Here is a 22,395-nt window from a genome sequence, read left to right as displayed (position 1 = left end):
TAACTAGAGAAATGGCATTTGATAAAGTTGCCGCCTGCAAAGTACAAATAGTAGCTTTAACAAGTTACTTAGCTTTTATAAAATGTCCTTTACAAAATGTACTGTTTAAAAAAGAGGTTGCTTTTTAAATTTTGAATCCCATACCATCCATAGGCGTTCCCACCAGATCCTAATTTAAAGTTATGCAACATTTTAGTATCAGAAAAACTAAAGTTACTTTTGTATCAAATAATTGTCACATGTCCTTGTAAATAGACGGTATAATTTTACAAATTAGAAAATATTATAGTTCATGAAACATAAATGTATGGTATTTTCTGTGAATAAATTATTCATTAAAAAGGGGTTAGTAATTATGTCTGTAATTATTAAAGAGAGATATTTAGAAATATTAGAATTATTAGAGGGAAGGGCATTAAAATCTTTTTTAAATAAATTTAATATCAGTTGTCCAAATAGTAAAGCCGACAGAAGAAAAAAGTTGATTGAAAGTTTAGCAGAAGAAACAATTGATGGGAAAATATCACTAACAGCTTTTGAAAGTTGGATTAAAAGATGGTACATACCTGGAAACAAAAATGTATTTGTATATAGTTTAAACAATGATACGGTTAAAGCATTGAAGAGTATTGAAAATACTAAATTAATATCTGATAAATATAGAGAAAATATGGGTTCAATCGAAGATACTGAAAGACCTGAGGACCCGAAATTAATAATGTTGGAAAAACACTGTGTTGATGGTCAAGTAAATAAAATTGAATTAGGTTTTGTTCAGCTTGGGCAACTTAGAGATATTGATGAAGATAATGATACTATTAAATGGACTCCTATAAGTTATTATGTTTATGCAGAAATAAATTTACTGGAAGAACAGTTGTATATTTGGATTGAGCCAACGAAAAAACTACATAAATTAGGTCAATTAAAAAAAGGTTCTTTTCAAGAAGTTTCAGAAACATACAAGCAAATAATTGCTGCTATGTTTAATCTAAGATTTATCGATAATAATTGGATTTCAAGAGCGCTTTATTTAATGTGGGAAAAAGATGTAAAAGTGATTGATGAAAATATTCAAAGTAAATTGGAAGAATGTAGACCTGAAATTAAAAAATTGGTAGATTCTCATCTGAAAAAACTCTCAATTGATAAATTTACTGTGGAAGAAGTAGTTGAAAAAATAAGTTCTTTATATGAAGGATTATTAATTAGACAAGTTGGTTATAGTACAGATAATAAGGATGGGTTTGTCAGAAGACATAAAGTATTTGATGGAACTGCGACTGTAGAAACTTTTAATGATTTACCACTGTACAATTCCTCTTCCCATTATGGTTTACAAGTAATTGTAAACGAAGTGGGAGAAGTAAATAAACTTGAGTATGCTTGGATTAAAATGGTTGATGATACTGCAGAAGAAGTAATAACAACAATCACTGTTTTAAGAGGGTGTTTTGTTGTTAACTTTTCAGGTTATAAAGATGAGGAGGAAATTAGGCATGTATTATCCGGAATTAATGAGTATAAATCTCAATCTATCTCACGAATTTCTGGAGAAATTTGACTCTTGGATTGGGAATCGAGATTTTACAAAAAAAAGAGGATTGAAAGCTAGTCAACTTATAAGAGACTTGAAAATTGATGAGCAAACCGCTCAGGTTTTATTAATAGAGGCAACAAAATTAGGGATTTTGAAAAAAGTATTTCTTTGGAATTGTCCTTTTTGTTTGGAATTTAAACGATACAATTCATTAACTGATATACCAACTTATTTGGAATGCAATGAAACTGGTAATGAGTTTGAACTAAAAAGTTATCTAAATCAAATTTCAATTATTTTTGATATTGATGAAGGCCGAAAATAAGGGGGATTATAAGTATGGGTATTGATGAGCTTCAATCATATTTAGCAAACCCACTATTGAAGGATGAAGTGGATGGTTGGTTTTGTGATAAGTTTGATGATGAATTAGATTCTTTAATTGATTTGGTAAATGAATCATTTGATTTTTCTGGAGATAGGAATGCTGAAAAAGGAAAACGGCTTGAGAAACTTGCAACCTATATATTAAAAAAGATAAAAGTGGTTGAAGTAACTGAAGATTTAAGAACAGAAAGTAACCAAATTGACCAAAAAGTTACATTAACTGCACTTGCACCGTTGCATCCTTTTTTAAATGAGATTGGGCTTAATTTTATATCTGAATGTAAAAATCAAAAAACTAAGGTAGATGTAGGACAGGTTCAAAAAGTTGCTAATTTAATTGATGATCACGGTTTAAAGTTTGGCATATTTTTTTCTAGAGAACCAATAGCAGGAAAAGGATGGAAAGATGCAGAAGGTAAGAGACGCAAAATATTTTGCAAAAATCGATGGGCTATAATCTCCTTTACTTTCGATGAATTAGTGGAAATAAAGGACAAAAATTTAAATATAATAACTGAAATGAGAAAAAAATATGAGAGTTTAAAATTTGAAGTTGATATAGATCATGTTAGTATAGAGGAATTTGAATGGTATGAGGATGCTGAAAGATTAAAAGCAGTTATATATATATTACATAAGAAAGGAATTTTAACTGAAGAAGAAATGAATACAAAAATACAATTAATTAATTAACTTACTATGTAAAGAAATAGATTTATTCTTAACAAGAACTATTTTTAATAGAATCGCTTATTTCTATACACCCGCCGCCAAGCGATATTTATTAGCCCGCAAACTCGCCCCATTTAGCCCCAATACAATGTTATTATATGCAATATCTTGCATTGTAAAAATTGGGCAAGGTTATTTAATATATTGATACATCAACGGTTCATTAATATTTCTTATTCACCTTGCAAACCTGCCATATTAGGCTGGGTAAAATAAATAAGATTGGTTGAATGGGGTTTAGCTATGAGCTAGCCCCATTTTATATTTTTGAAATGAAGAATGAGCCTTAGCATAAAATTGAAACTTATTTTACTTTGTAGCGTAGATAAGTTAGGTAAAATGTATGTTTCTTCAATTTTAATAAAGGGAGGAGGAGTATTATGATTTGGTCACTTCTCATGAATGATTTATTCATTTTTGTCAGTACAATGGAATACTTTTGGCTATTAGCATCTTTGGTTTTAACTGTATTAAGTGTTCATTTGCATCTGTATCTCGTCAATAAAATAACCGTTCAAGATGTGAAAGACGAGGAGTTTGAAGTTGACTATACTATCACGAATACTTGGACTCCACCTATGCTAACGTGGTTTGTTCTGTGTATTAGAATGTCCGAAGACAATGAGGAAGAAAGTGTATCTCCTAGTTTGATTTAAACTTTAAAACTAGGAGGACAACCATTGTTAACATTTTTAGCACAACCTATTATTAACCTCATTCATTTCATCCATTCTTTTACAGGTAGCTACGCACTTAGTGTCATTGGTATTACGATTGCAGTCAGATTAATTCTTATGCCGTTATTTATTCGATCGGCAAAACACCAAAAGCACTCAAAAGAATTAATGACTACCATTAAGCCTGAATTAGATGCGCTTACAGATAAATATAAGAATAGTCAAAGCGAATCTGAAAAAAGAATGGTACAGCAACAAATCCAAGAGCTAACTTCAGATTCATTGAAAAGCTCTTTACTAGGTTGTTTACCAATCATTATTCAATTACCGATATTATTTTCACTGTACTACGCGATTAAGCTAGATTCAGTGATTGCCAGTGAAAATTTCCTTTGGATGAATTTAGGGACGATTGATATTGGGGTTTCGATGATTGCTTGTTTGATTTATTTCATTCAAAGTTGTATAGCCCTAGAGAAAAGTCAACCATTAAATATGAAGATAATGGTATTTATTAATCCTCTCATGATCCTCATTTTTAGTCTGTTCAATCCAGCGATTATCCCGATCTATTGGACTGTTAGTGCTTTATTGTTAATAGTTCAACAATTGATTATAAAAAAATGGTATAGATAAAATGAAATCCTCTCTTTCCGTTATTGGAAGGAGAGGGTTTTTATTTTCTCGAATAAACTTGTTGAGGAGCTTTACATCACTTCTATCTTGAAAAACCATAAGTATTCATCCTATAATAAAAAGGTTATAGTAAAAGACTAAAAAGGGGCATCCGTTATGGCGAACGAAGTAAGATCGCATGTGAACATAAAGCTCATTTCTACCATTCGTCCAAGTGATGGGGAGTCCGAAAGTTATGAAATGTGGCTCAAAGGGCAGCTACTTGAAAAGGCAGGAAGCTTGTATTTGAAATATGATGAGGTGCAGGAGGATAAAATCGTCCGCACAACGATGAAGTTAGGTCATGAGAAGGCACTAATTATGCGTGCTGGAGCGGTTAATATGCGATTACCGCTGAACATAATCGAACAACAAAAAGGGCATTATGAAAGTGAGTTCGGTTCTATGCCCCTCGTGATTGATACGAAAAATATGACGTTTACAAAACTGGCAACAAGCGGAGATTTCCATGTACAGTACGATTTACTAATGGGTGGGCAATCCGTTGGCAACTATACATTAGATATTACATTTACGGAGGTACAATGATGAACGCAGTAGAACAAGTACAACAGGCTATTAAAGCAGCGATCGTGCAGGCTGTTGAAAAAGCTGGTCTCGTTGAGGCTGGCACAGAATTATCGATTCACCTAGAAACACCAAAGGATAAAGCAAATGGTGACTATGCAACAAACATTGCGATGCAATTAACGAAGTTAGCTAAAAAGCCACCACGTGCTATCGCCGAAGCTATTTTAGAAAATCTTGATCCATCAGGCACTGATATTGAAAAGATTGATATTGCTGGCCCAGGCTTCATGAATATCACAGTGCGTAAAGATTTCCTAACAGAGGTAGTGACACAGGTGCTTGAGCAAGGTACGGACTATGGCCGCTCAAATGCAGGTGCTGGGGAAAAGATTCAAGTGGAGTTCGTTTCAGCAAATCCTACTGGAGATCTTCACCTAGGTCATGCTCGTGGCGCTTCTGTTGGTGATTCCTTATGTAATGTGTTGGATATGGCTGGTTACAGTGTCTCTCGTGAATATTATATTAATGATGCAGGTAATCAAATTAATAACTTAGCTTATTCATTAGAAGCTCGTTATAAACAAGCATTAGGAATGGAAGCTGAAATGCCAGAAGACGGCTATCATGGGCAAGATATTATTGATATTGCGGGTAAATTAGCAAAAGAGCATGGGGATGCAATTTTAGCAAAATCAGATGATGAGCGTTTTGCCTTCTTCCGTCAGCACGGTTTAGCTTTAGAATTAGATAAATTAAAAACAGACCTAGCAAACTTCCGTGTAAATTTTGATGTCTGGTATTCTGAAACGTCTCTATATGAAAACGGGAAAATCGAAGTAGCTTTAGATAAATTAAAAGCTAATGGACATGTGTTTGAAGAGGATGGTGCTACTTGGTTCCGCTCTACAACATTTGGTGATGATAAAGATCGTGTGCTAATTAAAAATGATGGGTCATTCACGTATTTAACACCAGATATTGCTTATCACGAAGACAAAATTGTCCGTGGCTTCGATAAATTAATCAATATTTGGGGAGCTGATCATCACGGATATATTCCACGTATGAAAGCAGCGATTCAAGCACTTGGTTATGATCGAGATACGTTAGAAGTGGAAGTTATTCAAATGGTTCAGCTTTATAAAAACGGTGAAAAATTCAAGATGTCTAAGCGTACAGGGAATGCAGTAACTATGCGTGAGCTTGTAGAAGAGGTTGGTCTTGACGCAGTTCGTTACTTCTTTGTAAAAACAGCTGGCGATTCTCATATGGACTTTGATCTTGACCTTGCAGTATCACAATCTAATGAAAACCCTGTGTACTATGCACAATATGCGCATGCACGTATTTCATCTATTTTACGTTCAGCAAATGAACAAGGCTTTGCTGCTACAACAGAACATCTCAATTTATTAACAGCAGAAAAGGAAATTGATTTACTGAAAAAGATTGGTGATTTCCCGAAAGTGGTAGCGGAAGCAGCGAAACACCGCACACCGCACCGTATCGCAAACTATATTCAAGAAACAGCAGCTGCATTCCACAGCTTCTATAATGCAGAAAAAGTATTAGATGCTTCAAATAAAGAGTTAACAGAGGCTCGTTTAGCATTAATTACGGCTGTCCGCACAACAATTGCGAACGCATTACGTTTAATCGGCGTATCTGCACCTGAAAAAATGTAATTAAACTTTAGGCTCCTAACATGAAAAGTGTTAGGGGCTTTTTTTAATGGATAGAAGGCTAAATATGAGAGATAAAGTTCCGAATGTGTTGGATAGAAAGACAAAAGAAACGGATAAACCGTGGGAAATTAGCTGTCCCAAACTTTATTTTTCTGTTAATTCCGAAAATTTTGTTGAAGTTTACGTTAACGTCAATGGTATACTGTTGCCAATTAGGAAAGGGGAGATGGTTTTGAAGACGATTCAGGAGGTAGCAAAGGAGTTTAATGTGTCTACGCGGACAATACGTTATTATGAGGAACTTGGGCTTCTTTGCCCCCATCGTTCATCTACCAACCAACGAACCTTTTCCAAAAAAGAATTGGCGAAACTCAAGCTTATTTTCAGAGGCAAGCGGTACGGATTTTCTTTAGAGGAAATCAAAGAGATGGTTTTACTATTTGATTTTGATCGCTCAGGAATTCAGCAATTAGAGCGAACGGTTGAATACGGGGAACAAAAAATTCAAGAGATTGACAGTAAAATAGCTGAGCTGACGCAGATGAAGCATGAGTTACAACAAATGCATGGCATGTTTAGCGAAAAATTAGCGACTTTAAAGGGAGAGATGCAAGATGAATAGTTCCAATTTATTAGCACGTAATGCCCGTAAGTATCCGAAAAATGAAGCCGTTATTTGTCATGGCAGAAGAGTAACCTACCAAGATTTAGATAAGCAGGTGACATGTTTTAGTCATGCTTTACTAGAGCAGGGAGTAAAGCAGGGGGATAAGGTTTTAATTTTTATGCCAAACGTTTTAGAGTTTGTTGTCAGTTACTTTGCTATTCAGCGTATTGGAGCGATCGTTGTGCCAGTCAATGCGAAGTTTACATTGCAAGAAGTAGAGTACGTGGCGCAGCATGCCGAGGCGAAGGCAATTGTCGTACATGAGGCTATTTTTGCAGCAGTTGAACAGCTAGCCGGTATTCCGTTAAAAATTAAAACAGGTCAAGAAAAAGTGGGATGGCATCAGTATGAATCAATGCTTCAAAATGCTAGTACACAAACAATTGATTGTCAGTTACAAGAGGATGACCCTTCCACGATTTTATATACATCTGGCACGACAGGAAAACCAAAGGGTGTGTTATTTAGCTACCGTAATATTTTAACAGTGGCGCAAATGATAGCTGTTGAAATGGAGGTAAAGCCTGAGAGCCGTATTTTGCTTATGATGCCATTAACACACTCTGCACCATTACATTTATTTTTAATGGCGGGTGTATTGGTAGGCTCAACAAATGTATTAACACCAACTTTTACACCCGATTTATTCATTGATTCCATTGAAAAGGAGAAAACAACACATTTCTTTGGTGCACCTGTTGCTTATTTATTAACGGCACAACTGCCAAGGCTACATTCGGCAGATTTGTCTTCTATGAAATGGTGGGTCTATGGTGGGGCACCGTTATCTCAAAGTGAGGTTCGGTTCATTCAGCAGGCATTCCGCACAAATAATTTGACTTGTGTATATGGATTAACAGAGGCAGGTCCAAGTGGCTCATTATTATTTGGCAAGGAGCATGAAGCAAAGGCAGGAAGTATTGGTCAGCGGGCGCCACTTGGTACAGAGTTGCGTATTGTGAATGACAGTGGAGAAGATGTAAATGTAGGCGAAGTGGGGGAAATTGTCTTGTTGGGTGAGGGCAACATGCTTGGCTACTATAAGGATGAAGTAGCTACTAATGAAGCCTTTATTGATGGTTGGTTAAAAACCGGAGATCTAGCTCGCAAGGATGAAGATGGTTTTATTTGGATCGTAGATCGTAAAAAGGATGTCATTATTTCGGGAGGTGTCAACATTTATCCGAAAGAAATTGAAGATTGTTTATTGAGCTTTGAAGGTATATTCGAGGTTGCGGTAATTGGTGTACCACATCCGCAATGGGGGGAAACTGTAAAGGCGGTGTATTCTGCTAAACAAGACATCCATGAGGAAGCTTTGAAAGCTTATTTAGAGGAGCATCTTGCAAAGTTTAAAATACCACGTATTTTTGAAAAAGTAGAAGCGCTACCACGCAATGCATCAGGCAAAATATTAAAACAAAATTTAAAGGGGCAAGAGGTGAGATAGCATGAAAGTATTACAACAAGAAGCAATGCGTACTACGAACTTTTTTACTGAAGATGACACGCTTCAAAAAATAGTGGAAATGATGTTAGATAAAGAGTTTTTATCCTATGCCCAACGAGAGTTAACAGATTTTGGTGAGCTATGTGCAGGTGATATTGATGCGAGGGCAAAGCATACAGATCGACAGGGTGAGCCTCGCCTTCAAAGATATGATGCCTATGGTGAAGAGATATCAGAGGTTTGGGTTAATGATGGCTATAAAAAAACGATTGAAGAGACATATAATACTGGGATTGTAGGTTATGTACACAAGCATATTCCGCAGCTAGGACACAAGGGGAATTATGTTTATAGCTTTGCACAAGGTTATTTGCTATCACATGCAGAGCCCGGTTTTTATTGTCCAGTAACATTGACAATGGCAACTGCCTATCTATTAGATCATTATGCAGATGAAGAGGTAAAGCAGCGTTTTTTACCACATGTGTGTGCAACAGGTGACACAGATTTATATGAAGGTGCGACCTTTTTAACAGAACGTCAAGGGGGCTCTGACGTAGGTGCAAATGTGGTGGAGGCGAGAAAGGATGGCACTGCTTATCGTCTATATGGTGAAAAATATTTTGCATCCAATGCGGGCATGTGTGGTGTAGCGATGGTATTAGCACGACTAGAAGGTGCGCCAGCAGGTTCCAAAGGCTTAACATTGTTTGCAGTTCCTTGGCGCAAAGAAGATGGAACAACAAATCATTTACGTATTCGCCGACTGAAAGATAAGCTAGGCGTTCGGGCAGTTCCCTCTGGTGAGGTAGAATTTGATGGTGCACTTGCCTATGTTGTAGGGGAGCAAAATAAAGGGATTTATTATATGCTAGAAGCACTAAATCTCTCTAGAATTTGTAATGCAGTCGCTTCAATTGGTATTATGCGTCGCGGCTTCTTAGAGGCAAAACATTATGTAAGCAATCGACATGCATTTGGCAAGCCCTTAACACAGTACCCTATGATTCAGGATACTTTAGGGAAATTTGCAGCTAAGTTGCACGTGGAAGTAGCGACAGTTTTTGATCTTATCCAATTATACGATAAAGTGACAAGTGGACAGGGAACTCAGCAAGATCTTATTATGAATCGTTTATATATTGCCATTATGAAAAAGGAAACAGCAGAGCAAGCTGTTCATTATGCTAGTGAGGCAATTGAATTACACGGAGGTAATGGCTATATAGAAGACTTTGTAACGCCCCGCTTATTAAGAGACGCCCAAGTGTTAACGGTGTGGGAGGGTACGGCTAATATTTTGGCCTTAGAACTCATTCGTTTAGTAGATAAGTTTCATGCTCATGAACTGTTTGTACAGGAGATGGAGGAACGATTAGACAAATTAGCTGACAGCTCACTAGTACAAATCGTTAAAGAACAATTGGCGAATATGTCTGTGAAACTGCAAATTTTTAGCGCTTTAGACGAGGCAACGAAAACTTTTGAATCTAAGGGTATGGCGGAAAAAATGGCTCACCTTTATGAAAGTGTCATAGCGGTTGAGTGGGCACATAAATTTGGTGGGAAATATGAAAAACTAGCGGACGTTTATTTAGAACAGACATGGTCATTAAGAGAAATGGGTGCTCAAATGAAAACAGTCCAATACTTTTCTGAAATTGTATAATGGCCGGGGAGTCGTCTTGAATGGAGGCGACTTTTTTCATTTTCATGTATAATGAAATCAACTGAATATTATAAAGGTTCTTTACTTAAGTAAAGTGAAAAGGGAAATCGGTGTAATTCCGATGCGGTCCCGCCACTGTAAGTGTGAGTTTTTTCAAATGATGCCACTGAAGATTTCGGGAAGGCTTGAAAAATCGCAAGTAGCACTAGCCAGGAGACCTGCCTTTATAACGACATGACAACCTACGAGGATAGGGTGGTGGATTTTGTATCAGTTTTTTTGGTGCGATTTTGCCCCCTCATCGATCAAAGATGAGGGGTTTTATTTTGATGTAGAATAAAGCGAAATGTCGCACGGATCAACGAAGGAGGATTCACATGAAGAAATTTTGGAAAATAGGATTATCAGCATTTTTAGCAGTAGGCTTGCTAGCTGCTTGTGGGCAGGAAGCAAAAGATAACAAGCCATCTAACGAGCAGCAAACACAGCAAGAAACAGCACAGGTGGATGAAGCAACATTCCCAATGACGATAACAGATGCCCTTGGTAAGGACATTACACTTGAAGCACCTCCTGAGAAAATTGTTTCACTTATTCCAAGTAATACTGAAATCCTTTTTGGACTAGGTTTAAATGATGAAATAGTTGGTGTTACGGACAACGACGATTATCCGCCAGAGGCAGCTGAGAAGGATAAGGTTGGCGGTATGGAATACGATATTGAAAAAATTATTGCCTTAAAACCAGATATCGTTTTTTCACACGAATCTAGCATGTCTCTTTCAGAAGAGGCTATTGCACAGCTTGAATCAGCAGGTTTGAAAGTATTTGTTGTAAAAAATGCACAAGACTTTAATGAAACATATACAACAATTGAGCAACTTGGACGTGCTACAGGGAAATTACCAGAGGCAGAAAAAATTGTCGCTAATATGAAGGCAAAAGTAGAAGAAGTTTTGTCTAAAGTCAAGGATGTTGAACCCAAAAAAGTGTTAGTTGAAGCATCAGATGAGCCAGATATTTATACAGCTGGCAATGGTACATTTATGAACGCTATGCTTGAAATGATCAATGCAGAGAATGTAGCTGTAGATGGCGATAATTGGTATAAAATTGATGCAGAACAAATTATCGCAAAAAATCCAGATGTCATCGTGGTGACATATCATTATGTACCAGATATTTTAACGAAAATACCAAAACGTGCGGGCTTTGATACGATTAATGCCGTAAAAAATAATGCGATTGTGCAGGTAGATGAAAGTACGACAAGTCGTCAAGGGCCACGTTTAGCTGAAGGTCTAGAAGAATTAGCAAAAGCAATCTATCCTGAGGTATTTAAGTGAAAAAAATAGCACTAGCCTATACATTAACATGTACGCTTCTTCTTATTAGCATCTGGTGTGGCGTAGCGATAGGCTCGGTTCATATTCCATTAGAAGTATTGTGGAATAAGGCGGTTGATGAAACAGCCGCCAATATCTTTTGGAAAATTCGTTTGCCTCGCGTGTTATTAGCGGGACTAGTAGGCGCATCTCTAGCTATTGCTGGAGCAGCTTTCCAAGGTTTATTAAAAAATCCATTAGCAGATCCATATACACTAGGGGTTTCATCAGGGGCTTCTGTTGGTGCTGTTTTAACGATCTTTTTTAGTATTTCTATACCTGTTGTCGGTTTGTATGCGCTGCCAATTTTCAGTATGATTGGTGCTATCATCACGATGGTAGTTGTTATGAGCTTTGCTAGACTCGTAGACCGCTCATTAAAAATGGAAACGTTGATATTAACAGGTGTTATTTTTAGTTCATTTTTAGGTTCCCTTATTTCATTAATGATTGCCTTATCTGGTGAAGAATTACGTCAGGTAATAGGCTGGCTACTTGGTTCTGTTTCGATGCGTGGTTGGCCATATGTCCAAATGATCATTCCATTTGTGATTGTAGGTTCAATTATGCTATGGACACAAAGACGAGAACTAAATGTTTTGTTGTATGGTGAAGAGCGAGCAAAACATTTAGGTGTTAATGTGAAGCGCAGTAAATATTTGATATTAGCAGGTGGCTCCATGCTAACTGGAGCAGCTGTAGCGGTTTCTGGCACAATTGGCTTTGTAGGATTAGTGGTGCCGCATATGACAAGGATGATTTGGGGTTCTGATCATCGCCACTTATTACCATTATCTTTTTTCAATGGTGCAACATTACTCATTATTTGCGACTTAGTAGCACGAACAATCATTGTGCCAAGAGAGCTACCAATTGGTGTTATTACGGCATTTATTGGAGCACCTGTTTTCTCCTATATTTTTTATAAGCAGCGAAGAAGCAAGGGGGTACGGGCATGATTGTTGTTGAACATCTATCAGGTGGCTATGAAGATGTACCAATCGTCAGGGACATTAGTTTTACTGTTGAAAAAGGAAAAATTCTTGGCATTCTAGGGCCGAATGGTAGCGGGAAATCCACATTATTAAAAGTAATGAGTGGTATTTTACCAGCTACTGCTGGAACCATTTCGATTGATGGACAAAATATTCTTTCTTATAATGCTCGTGCTTTGGCGAAAAAAATGGCTGTATTACCACAGCTACATGCAAATGCTTTCTCGAACAGTGTGAGAGAGGCAGTTTCACTGGGGCGCTACCCGCATCAAACAGGCTTTTTCTCGAGTTGGTCTGCACAAGATGAGAAGGCAGTTCAACATGCAATGCTTCAAACAGGTGTAAAGCGATATGAGCATACACCGATGGAATTTTTATCTGGTGGTGAACAACAAAGAGTATTTGTAGCACAAGCCTTAGCTCAAACTGCAGAAATACTATTACTGGATGAACCAACTAATCATTTAGATATTGCCCACCAACGTCAAATTTTAGATATGGTGCGGAAGGAAGCCATGGAGTGCGGTTTAACAGTTGTTATGGTACTACACGATATGAATTTAGCCTCTCTTTATTGTGATGAATTATTGCTAATGGAAAGCGGACAAATGAGAGCACTTGGTGCACCACATGAAGTATTAATTGCCTCCCAAATTGAAGAAGTTTATCAAGCACGGGTGACTACATATGCTCACCCTGAAATACCAAAACCTCAAATTACAATGATGCCCGCAGCTACAGACTATCAACAGCGAGCTGTCATCAAAAAAGAGCACTTTACGATAACTGAACAATATATCCAACTTCAATCAGAGCTTCCTCTGAAGACCGTATCTTCTGCAGTTCATAACCCAGGTATTGGCTGGCATAATTGCTTATTAAATCGCTCAGTTCCTGGTGATTATGTCATCAGCGATGTGAAACGAGAAGTTAAAGAATTTTTAAAAAGGGGAAATTTTTCACCTACAAATACTGTTGTTATGCTAACAGCAGTACCAACAGCTCTAGTGGCCATCAATGAATTTTCAGCACCTTTTGGCAGTATAATCGTAGCTGTAACTGCTGGCGTAGGCAATGCAGTTGATGTATCTCGAGTACATGAAAGACAAGATGAACCATATATTGGTACTATTAATACATGGGTTATCATTAATGGTTGTTTATCGGAAGAGGCATTTTTTCAGGCATTGATGACAGCAACTGAGGCAAAAACAAAGGCGTTGCAATCAGAAAATATTCGTGATGAGCGGAGTGGAACAATTGCAACAGGTACTGCTACAGATAGTCTGTTAATTGCTGCAACTCAAAAAGGGGAAGAAATGCTGTATGGTGGCCCAATTACGGAAGTTGGTAAAATGATTGCAAAGGGTGTCTATGAAACAACAGTTCAGGCGATTAGGAATTATAAAAACCAGTTTTAGGAGATGAGAGAAATGAAGCTTTACACGAAAACAGGCGATACGGGGAAAACAAGTCTTATTGGAGGACGGGTTGATAAAGATAGTTTACGTGTGGAAACATATGGGGCAATTGATGAATTAAATTCCTTTATTGGGAAGGCTGTAAGTGAATTAGATCAAGCGCTTTTCAAGGATATTTTAACAGACCTAGAGACAATTCAGCATGAGCTGTTCGATGCTGGTGGAGACCTTGCTAATGTAATGAAAGAACGTCATTATAAATTAACAGAGCAACCGATTGAAGTACTTGAAGCTCGTATAGATGCTTTATCAGACGAAGCGCCACCTTTACAACGTTTTATTTTACCAGGAGGTGCACCAGCAGCGGCAACTTTACACATTGCACGCACGGTTGCACGTCGAGCAGAGCGTGAAATGGTGACACTTATGAAAGAAGTCGAAGATGTACCAAAGGTTGTGCAAAAATATTTAAATCGCTTATCGGATTATTTATTTGCAGCTGCACGTGTTGTAAATGCTCGCTTAAACGTTGCAGATGTTGAATATATCCGCAGTGGGAATGTTTTTAAAAAATAAAGTTTGATTTAATAAATGTTTTTGTACAAAAAATGAATTGCCAGATATTAAGCTACGGGGCGGTATAGGTTTGTATGCAATTTTAGCAGATGTTCAAAAGTCTACTGAATATGCGACATCCCAATAAGTAAAATAGTTAAGGAAAGTAAAAAATTGCTACTTTGAAAAAATTCAGGGTGGCTTTTTTTCTTGTAAAATGTAAGAATATAAAATTATCAGAAATATTTCCGTTTTATGTTGACTGAATGCTCACTCATTTATTAGAATAGGAATATAATGATAAAGTGAAGTACATTTCTGTTTGAACTAGCAAATTCGTCACAAAGAGAGAAAATTACGACAAACTAAAGGGGGGACCAACCATGAGTCCATTATTAATTGCTAACATTGTCTTAACAGTCGTGGTTGTGCTTTATGCAGTAGGATTGTTCTTCTACCTGTTGAAAACACGCTATAAGTATGTGCAATTGGGGAAAAAGGTTGAGTTTGATGAAAGTGTTAAAGAACGACTTCGTTATATTATGGTCAATGTATTTGGTCAAAATAAGCTATTAAAGGATCCAAAGAGTGGTTTAATACATGTTATGTTTTTCTATGGATTTTTGATGGTACAGTTAGGGGCCATTGATTTAATTTGGAAAGGACTAGCACCAGAGTCACATCTGCCACTAGGCATTTTCTATGGTGTCTTTACATTCTTCCAAGAACTGGTGGTTTTAATGATTTTAATCGCGGTAGTGTGGGCATTTTACCGCCGCTATGTTGAAAAGCTAGTGCGTCTAAAACGAGGATGGAAAAACGGCCTTGTATTAATTTTCATTGGTGGGTTAATGGTATCTACATTAATCGCTAATGGTATGGGATTAATTTGGCATGGTGAGGGATTAACTTATACGGAGCCAGTTGCTTCAAGTATTGCTGCTATTTTTGGCTTCCTACCTACATCAGTTGCCGCTGGTGTGTTTTATGTAATGTGGTGGGCACACCTTTTAATTCTATTAACATTCCTGGTATACGTACCGCAGTCTAAACATTTCCACTTAATTGTCAGTCCACTTAATGTTTACATGAATCGTTTAGATCGTACGGGTACATTAACACCAATTGATTTTGAGGCCTTGGAAGAAGCTGGAGAAAATGCTGAAAGCGAAGAGGATATGCCTTCTATTGGGGTAGGACGCATACAGGACTTCACACAAAAGCAAATGCTTGATCTATATTCTTGTGTAGAATGCGGACGTTGTACAAACATGTGTCCAGCAACAGGAACAGGAAAAATGCTGTCTCCTATGGATTTAATCGTAAAATTGCGTGACCATTTAACATTTACGGGCGCAGTCGTAACAAAACAAAAACCATGGGTGCCTTATCAATTCTTTGCCAATACAAAGGGTAACCAGCTTGCAATTGCAGCTGGTGCTGAAGGTGCTGTAATTGAGGATATCTACAGCCCATCTTTAATTGGCGATGTCATTACAGAAGAGGAAATTTGGGCTTGTACGACATGTCGTAACTGTGAGGATCAATGCCCTGTAATGAATGAGCATGTTGATAAAATTATTGATCTACGTCGTTATCTAACAATGACTGAAGGGAAAGTAAATCCTGATGCTCAACGTGCAATGACGAATATCGAACGACAAGGTAATCCTTGGGGCTTAAACCGCAAGGAAAAAGAAAATTGGCGTGATCTAGATCCAACAATCCAAATTCCAACTGTAAAAGAGCTGAAAAAATCTGGCGAGGAAATGGAGTATTTATTCTGGGTTGGTTCGATGGGAGCTTTCGACAACCGCTCTCAAAAAATCGCTTTAGCATTCTGTCGTCTATTAAACGAGGCTGGTGTGAAGTTTGCAATCTTAGGTAATAAAGAGAAAAACTCTGGGGATACACCTCGTCGTTTAGGTAATGAATTCTTATTCCAAGAGCTAGCTACAGCAAATATTGATGAGTTTGAGAAAAATGACGTGAAGAAAATTGTAACAATCGATCCTCATGCCTACAATATCTTTAAAAATGAATATCAAGACTTTGGTTGGAAAGGTGAAGTGTATCATCACACTGAGTTATTAAATCAGTTGATTGAGGAAAATCGTCTAGCGCTAAACTATGAGGTTCATGAAACGATTGTTTTCCATGATTCCTGTTATTTAGGCCGCTACAATGATGTGTACGATGCCCCACGTGAGATCCTTCGAGGAATCCCTGGCGTGAAGCTTGTTGAAATGGAACGTAACCGCGAAACAGCGATGTGCTGTGGTGCTGGTGGTGGATTAATGTGGATGGAAGAGCATGTAGGAAATCGCATAAACGTAGCGCGAACAGAACAGGCTCTTGCAACAAATGCATCAGTTATTTCATCAGGCTGTCCTTACTGCCTAACAATGCTAGAGGATGGTACAAAGGCTAAAGAGGTTGAAGACTCTATTGGAACATTTGATGTTGCAGAATTACTAGAACGTTCTGTGTTCGGTGAAAAAGTAAAGGCAGTTAATCCTTCTTCCGAAGAAACAGAAGAAACATACGAAGAAGTGGTAGCGTCTATAGAAAATGTTCAACAAGACGAGAATACGGAAGCGAACGCAGAAAAATGATTGCTATTGCAGAAATATTTTAGTTATCTGAAAAATATAAATTGCACAATAAAAAATTGTTTTGTAGAATAAGATTAAATGGGAATGGGAGTTGAGATAGTAAACTCCCATTTTTCCTCGATAGAAGTCGAGCGAGCGTTCAGTCAATAATGCTTTGCAGCTTCATCGAGAACGTAAAACAAAAGGGGTGTTTTACTTGAATAGAGCTGTAATTTTAGCAGGAGCAAGAACTGCGTTTGGTAAATTTGGAGGTTCATTATCAGCATTACATGCAAGTGATTTAGGTGCGATTGCCATTAAAGGGGCATTAGAGAAGGCAAATCTTGCACCTGAGCAAGTGGATGAGGTAATTTTAGGTTCTGTTTTACAAGGGGGACAGGGGCAAATTCCTTCTCGACAGGCTGCGCTGAAGGCCAATTTACCAACAGCAGTAAAAACAGAAACAATCAATAAAGTTTGTGCTTCAGGGATGCGTGCGGTGTCATTAGCAGATCAATTGATTCGTTTAGGGGACGAAGAAGTGATTATTGCGGGTGGCATGGAATCTATGTCCAATGCACCATATTATCTTCTGAATGGTCGAAATGGTTTGCGTATGGGAGATTCTACAATGGTAGATGGCATGCTATATGACGGCTTAACATGTGCTTTCGATAAAGCAAGACCGCATATGGGAAGCTATGGTAATGCAACAGCTAAAGAGTTCTCGCTAAGCCGAGAAGAACAGGACACTTGGTCAGTACGCAGTCATGAACGCGCGTTAGCCGCAATTGAAAAAGGTTACTTTGCTGAAGAAATCGTACCAGTGGAGATTCCTCAACGAAAAGGTGCACCACTTATTGTAGATACAGATGAGGCACCAAGAGCAGGGACGTCTTTGGAAGTACTGGCGAAGCTAAAACCAGCCTTTGACAAGGATGGCACGATTACAGCAGGTAATGCACCTGGGGTTAACGACGGTGCATGTGCACTTGTCGTTATGAGTGAAGAACGTGCAAAACGTGAAGGTAGAGAACCATTGGCAATAATCATTGGTCACGAAGAACTTGCGCTTGAGCCAGAAAACTTCCCGCAAACACCAGGTCTTGTTATTAATAAATTACTGAAAAAGACTAACAAATCATTAGCAGATATTGATTTAATTGAAATCAATGAAGCCTTTGCAGCGGTAGCTTTAGTCAGCAAGCAGTTGGCAGATTTAGATGCAGAAAAAGTGAATGTTAATGGCGGTGCAGTTGCTTTAGGTCATCCGATTGGGGCATCTGGTGCACGTATAATATTAACACTTGCACAGGAATTGAAGCGTCGTGGCGGTGGCATTGGCATTGCCGCAATTTGTTCAGGCGGCGGCCAAGGTGATGCAATTATGATTGAAGTACCAAAACAGGGGGACTGAACTAATGGGAATTCAAAAGGTAATGGTTATTGGTGCAGGGCAAATGGGCTCTGGTATTGCCCAAGTTTGTGCACAAGCAGGCTTTGATGTGAAATTGAACGATATCAAACAAGAATTTTTCGAGCGTGGATTAGGGGTTATTACGAAAAATTTATCACGTGATGTAGAAAAGGGTCGTAAAACTGAAGATGAGAAGGCTGCTGTTCTAAGTCGAATTAGTATGTCGCTAGATTTACAAGATGCTAGTGATGTAGATATTATCATTGAAGCAGCTGTGGAAAATATGGAAATTAAGCAATCCATCTTTAAGCAAATTGATGGCATTGCGCCAGCACATGCTATTTTAGCTACGAATACATCTTCACTGCCTATTACAGAAATTGCAGCAGTAACAAAGCGTCCAGAGCAAGTAATTGGTATGCATTTTATGAACCCTGTACCAGTTATGAAACTTGTTGAAATCATTCGAGGCTTAGCAACAACAGATGAAGTGTACAAAGCTGTCGAAGAGATGACGGTTAAATTATCGAAAACACCAGTAGAAGTGAATGATTTCCCAGGATTTATTTCAAATCGAATCCTACTACCGATGATTAATGAAGCGATTTATGCACTTTACGAAGGTGTGGCAACAAAAGAAGCAATTGATGATGTGATGAAGCTTGGTATGAATCATCCGATGGGGCCATTAACATTGGCAGACTTCATTGGTTTAGATACTTGCCTTTACATCATGGAAATTTTACATGAGGGTCTTGGAGACAGTAAATATCGCCCTTGCCCACTGCTACGTAAATACGTTGCAGCTGGCTGGTTAGGTAAGAAATCAGGAAGAGGTTTTTACGTTTACGAATAATCCTATGGGGATGGGGTTATTTAGATGTTTCGGGACAACTTAGAGGGGTGACATTATAGATGCATTTGCAATTTACAGATGAGCAAATTATGATGCGCGATATGGTTCGTCAATTTGCTCAGGAAAAAATTCAACCATGGGTGGAGCGAATGGAAGCGGGAGAATTTCCACGTGAGCTTCTACAGCAAATGGGTGAACTTGGCTTAATGGGGATTACGACTCCAGAAGACTTAGGTGGCTCTGGTATGGATTTTACATCTTATATTATTGCGATTAATGAACTATCAAAAGTAAGCGCTGTAATGGGTGTTATTTTATCCGTCCATACTTCAGTTGGAACGAATCCAATTATTTACTTTGGGAATGACGAACAAAAGAAACGTTATGTACCAAAGCTTGCAACAGGCGAATATTTAGGCGCATTTTGTTTAACAGAACCAAGTGCAGGCTCAGACGCTGGTTCTTTACAGTCAAAGGCAGTGCGTGATGGCGATGAATATGTGATTAACGGCTCCAAAGTATTTATTACAAATGGTGGAGAAGCTGATGTGTATATTGTATTCGCATCTACTAACCCAGCTGAAAAAACAAAGGGTATCTCAGCATTTATTGTTGAAAAGGGAACACCTGGTTTAATCATCGGAAAAGATGAGCATAAGATGGGCTTACACGGCTCACGTACAGTTCAGCTGACATTCGATAATTGTCGCATTCCAGCCGACAACCTACTTGGGGAAGAGGGAGAAGGCTTTAAAATTGCGATGGCCAATTTAGATGTTGGACGAATCGGCATTGCGGCACAGGCGTTAGGAATTGCTGAGGCGGCACTAGAGGCGTCTACTGCTTATGCTAAAGAGCGCATTCAATTTGGTAAGCCGATCGCCGCACAACAAGGTGTTGGCTTTAAGCTTGCGGATATGGCAACGGCTGTTGAATCTGCAAAACTTTTAGTCTATCGTGCAGCCGATTTACGTGCAAAAGGTTTACCATGTGGAGCAGAAGCTTCAATGGCTAAACTTCTCTCATCACGAACAGCGGTACAAACGGCAATAGAGGCTGTTCAAATATTTGGCGGCTACGGCTATACGGAAGATTATCCAGTAGAGCGCTATTTCCGCGATGCAAAGGTGACAGAAATCTATGAAGGTACAAGTGAAATTCAACGACTAGTCATTAGTAAACATTTACTGAAATAAAGCCTGATATTGCGAATGGTACAAAGTGATGGAAACCGTTCAAGAGTGAGGGAAAAACGTTTATAAAGGGTGTAGAACTGCTCTGAAATAAGGCAAAACCGCTCAATCCAACCTAACAATAATCAGGTAACACAAAACAGAGTCTAACTAAAAAGGGGAAATGGACAATGAACTTTCAGTTAACAGAAGAGCATGAACAATTACGTGAAATGATTCGCGATTTTGCTATAAATGAAGTGGCGCCAACAGCTGCTGAACGTGACGAAAATGAAGAATTTGACCGTGCGATTTTCGACAAAATGGCGGAGCTTGGGCTTACTGGTATTCCATGGCCTGAGGAATATGGTGGTGCAGGATTTGATTACCTTGCATATGTCATAGCTGTTGAGGAACTTTCACGTGTTTGTGCTTCGACTGGTGTAACTTTATCTGCACATACTTCACTGGCAGGTTGGCCACTTTACAAGTTCGGTACAGAAGAACAAAAACAAAAATACCTTCGTCCAATGGCTGAAGGCAAACAGATTGGTGCATATGGTTTAACAGAACCTGGCTCTGGCTCTGATGCGGGTGGCATGAAAACTTATGCAAAACGTGATGGCGATGATTATATTTTAAATGGCTCAAAAATCTTTATTACGAACGGTGGAGTAGCAGATACATATATTGTATTTGCAGTAACAGATCCTGAAGCAAAACATGGCACATCCGCATTTATCGTGGAAGCTGGATTTGAAGGTTTCTCTGTAGGGAAGAAAGAAAAAAAATTAGGAATTCGTTCATCTCCAACAACAGAGATTATTTTTGATAACTGTCGTGTTCCAAAGGAAAATCTATTAGGGGCTGAAGGGGAAGGCTTTAAGATTGCCATGACGACACTAGATGGTGGACGTAATGGTATTGCGGCTCAAGCAGTAGGAATTGCACAAGGAGCACTCGATGCAGCAGTTGACTATGCCAAAGAACGTGTGCAATTTGGTAAACCGATCACTGCAAATCAAGGCATTTCCTTTAAATTAGCCGATATGGCAACTCAAATTGAGGCTTCTCGACTTCTTACATACCAAGCGGCATGGTTAGAATCTAATAACCTACCATATGGTAAGGCATCTGCAATGGCGAAATTAATGGCTGGCGATACAGCAATGAGTGTAACGACAGAGGCGGTTCAAGTTTTTGGTGGCTATGGTTATACAAAAGATTACCCTGTAGAACGCTTTATGCGTGATGCTAAAATTACACAAATTTACGAAGGTACGCAGGAGATTCAACGTCTTGTTATCTCGCGTATGCTAACGAAATAATTGATGACTGATAAAGATAAAAGGCCCCAAGTACAGTCAACCGTAAAAGATGAAAATCTAATCGCCATTCGTCGTGAACAAATGATTCAAGGAGCTATTAAGCTATTTAAAGAAAAAGGTTTTCACCGTGCCACGACGAGAGAAATTGCAAAAGCTGCTGGCTTTAGTATCGGTACTTTGTATGAATACATCCGAACGAAGGAAGATGTTCTATACCTTGTTTGTGACAGTATCTATCACCATGCAATGGAGCGTCTTTCAAGTTATGAGATTAAAGCAGGAACTATTGATGAGTTAAAAGAAATGATTCGGGAATACTTCCTGCAAATCGATAGTATGGTTGATGAGCTAACAATCATGTATCAAGAAACAAAATCATTGTCAAAAGAAGCACAACGCTATGTTTTTAGTAAAGAGTTTGAAATGGTTGCCACATTTGAACGCTTGTTACAGCGATGTGTCCAGTCTGGCGAACTAACTATGACAGAGAAGCAAATCCATTTAGCAGCCAATAACTTAGTTGTTTCAGGACAAAGCTGGGCGTTTCGCAAATGGGCTTTACATCGTCAGCATTCAATAGACGAATTCATTGACATGCAAATCACCTTGTTCATTTCAGGCATAAAGGGGTTTTAATATTTGTAAGGGGTTTGTCGGCA

At 38.3% G+C, this 22,395-nt stretch carries 20 protein-coding genes and 1 riboswitch; all 20 genes read left to right on the top strand.

The window, feature by feature from the left end:
• The first annotated feature begins 355 nt into the window (after positions 1–355).
• The 20 genes from ACMGGO_RS19960 (at position 356) to ACMGGO_RS19865 (ending at position 22,372) form a co-directional block, all read left to right on the top strand.
• A complete protein-coding gene (locus ACMGGO_RS19960; protein WP_420282153.1) occupies positions 356–1,564 on the top strand; it encodes a hypothetical protein in 1,209 nt (402 codons plus the stop codon).
• Entirely contained in the window at positions 1,500–1,865 is a 366-nt protein-coding gene (locus ACMGGO_RS19955) for a hypothetical protein (protein WP_420282152.1), read from the top strand. Before ACMGGO_RS19960 ends, ACMGGO_RS19955 begins: the two co-directional genes overlap by 65 nt.
• Positions 1,866–1,879: 14 nt before the next feature.
• Positions 1,880–2,620 (top strand): hypothetical protein, encoded by a 741-nt coding sequence (locus ACMGGO_RS19950; protein WP_337976295.1) that lies wholly within the window; start codon positions 1,880–1,882, stop codon positions 2,618–2,620.
• Positions 2,621–3,039: 419 nt separating this feature from the next.
• Positions 3,040–3,315, top strand: a complete 276-nt coding sequence (locus ACMGGO_RS19945) for a hypothetical protein (RefSeq protein ID WP_004231520.1) — start codon at positions 3,040–3,042, stop codon at positions 3,313–3,315.
• Positions 3,316–3,339: 24 nt separating this feature from the next.
• Positions 3,340–3,972, top strand: a complete 633-nt coding sequence (gene yidC, locus ACMGGO_RS19940) for a membrane protein insertase YidC (protein WP_054548573.1) — start codon at positions 3,340–3,342, stop codon at positions 3,970–3,972.
• 156 nt (positions 3,973–4,128) lie between these two features.
• On the top strand, positions 4,129–4,560 hold the full coding sequence (locus ACMGGO_RS19935; RefSeq protein ID WP_048393761.1) for a DUF1934 domain-containing protein: 432 nt from the start codon (positions 4,129–4,131) through the stop codon (positions 4,558–4,560).
• A complete protein-coding gene (argS, locus tag ACMGGO_RS19930; protein ID WP_048393759.1) occupies positions 4,560–6,227 on the top strand; it encodes an arginine--tRNA ligase in 1,668 nt (555 codons plus the stop codon). The genes ACMGGO_RS19935 and argS overlap by 1 nt, the downstream gene beginning before the upstream one ends.
• A 232-nt stretch (positions 6,228–6,459) precedes the next feature.
• Positions 6,460–6,849: a MerR family transcriptional regulator gene (locus ACMGGO_RS19925; protein ID WP_066037054.1), complete on the top strand. Its 390-nt coding sequence runs from the start codon at positions 6,460–6,462 to the stop codon at positions 6,847–6,849.
• Positions 6,842–8,344: a long-chain-fatty-acid--CoA ligase gene (locus ACMGGO_RS19920; RefSeq protein ID WP_342557401.1), complete on the top strand. Its 1,503-nt coding sequence runs from the start codon at positions 6,842–6,844 to the stop codon at positions 8,342–8,344. Before ACMGGO_RS19925 ends, ACMGGO_RS19920 begins: the two co-directional genes overlap by 8 nt.
• A gap of 1 nt (position 8,345) precedes the next feature.
• Positions 8,346–10,013: an acyl-CoA dehydrogenase family protein gene (locus tag ACMGGO_RS19915; protein ID WP_066036950.1), complete on the top strand. Its 1,668-nt coding sequence runs from the start codon at positions 8,346–8,348 to the stop codon at positions 10,011–10,013.
• Between the two features lie 57 nt (positions 10,014–10,070).
• A riboswitch (cobalamin riboswitch) is annotated at positions 10,071–10,254 on the top strand.
• Positions 10,255–10,390: 136 nt separating this feature from the next.
• Positions 10,391–11,359, top strand: a complete 969-nt coding sequence (locus ACMGGO_RS19910; RefSeq protein ID WP_066036949.1) for an ABC transporter substrate-binding protein — start codon at positions 10,391–10,393, stop codon at positions 11,357–11,359.
• Positions 11,356–12,357 (top strand): FecCD family ABC transporter permease, encoded by a 1,002-nt coding sequence (locus ACMGGO_RS19905; RefSeq protein ID WP_066036948.1) that lies wholly within the window; start codon positions 11,356–11,358, stop codon positions 12,355–12,357. Before ACMGGO_RS19910 ends, ACMGGO_RS19905 begins: the two co-directional genes overlap by 4 nt.
• A complete protein-coding gene (locus ACMGGO_RS19900; protein WP_420282151.1) occupies positions 12,354–13,814 on the top strand; it encodes an adenosylcobinamide amidohydrolase in 1,461 nt (486 codons plus the stop codon). Before ACMGGO_RS19905 ends, ACMGGO_RS19900 begins: the two co-directional genes overlap by 4 nt.
• Before the next feature lie 12 nt (positions 13,815–13,826).
• On the top strand, positions 13,827–14,390 hold the full coding sequence (locus tag ACMGGO_RS19895) for a cob(I)yrinic acid a,c-diamide adenosyltransferase (RefSeq protein ID WP_004231536.1): 564 nt from the start codon (positions 13,827–13,829) through the stop codon (positions 14,388–14,390).
• A gap of 362 nt (positions 14,391–14,752) precedes the next feature.
• Positions 14,753–16,984 carry a heterodisulfide reductase-related iron-sulfur binding cluster gene (locus ACMGGO_RS19890; protein ID WP_259949436.1) on the top strand — a complete coding sequence of 744 codons (2,232 nt, stop codon included), beginning with the start codon at positions 14,753–14,755 and terminating at the stop codon, positions 16,982–16,984.
• 196 nt (positions 16,985–17,180) lie between these two features.
• Positions 17,181–18,380, top strand: coding sequence for an acetyl-CoA C-acetyltransferase (locus ACMGGO_RS19885; protein WP_347723277.1), 1,200 nt, complete (start codon positions 17,181–17,183; stop codon positions 18,378–18,380).
• Between the two features lie 4 nt (positions 18,381–18,384).
• The gene (locus ACMGGO_RS19880) at positions 18,385–19,236 is read left to right on the top strand and encodes a 3-hydroxybutyryl-CoA dehydrogenase (RefSeq protein ID WP_112117315.1); all 852 of its coding nucleotides are present in this window, start codon (positions 18,385–18,387) and stop codon (positions 19,234–19,236) included.
• Between the two features lie 59 nt (positions 19,237–19,295).
• Positions 19,296–20,432 (top strand): acyl-CoA dehydrogenase, encoded by a 1,137-nt coding sequence (locus tag ACMGGO_RS19875; protein ID WP_420282150.1) that lies wholly within the window; start codon positions 19,296–19,298, stop codon positions 20,430–20,432.
• Between the two features lie 167 nt (positions 20,433–20,599).
• The gene (locus ACMGGO_RS19870; protein ID WP_420282149.1) at positions 20,600–21,736 is read left to right on the top strand and encodes an acyl-CoA dehydrogenase; all 1,137 of its coding nucleotides are present in this window, start codon (positions 20,600–20,602) and stop codon (positions 21,734–21,736) included.
• Positions 21,737–21,739: 3 nt separating this feature from the next.
• Positions 21,740–22,372 carry a TetR/AcrR family transcriptional regulator gene (locus ACMGGO_RS19865; protein WP_048393737.1) on the top strand — a complete coding sequence of 211 codons (633 nt, stop codon included), beginning with the start codon at positions 21,740–21,742 and terminating at the stop codon, positions 22,370–22,372.
• Positions 22,373–22,395: the final 23 nt, after the last annotated feature.

The organism is Lysinibacillus sp. BNK-21 (genome assembly GCF_048684915.1).
GTDB classification, from domain to species: Bacteria; Bacillota; Bacilli; order Bacillales_A; family Planococcaceae; genus Lysinibacillus; species Lysinibacillus capsici.
The sequence above is the reverse complement of the archived record's forward strand: the minus strand, read 5'-3'. Positions and strand labels throughout refer to the sequence as shown.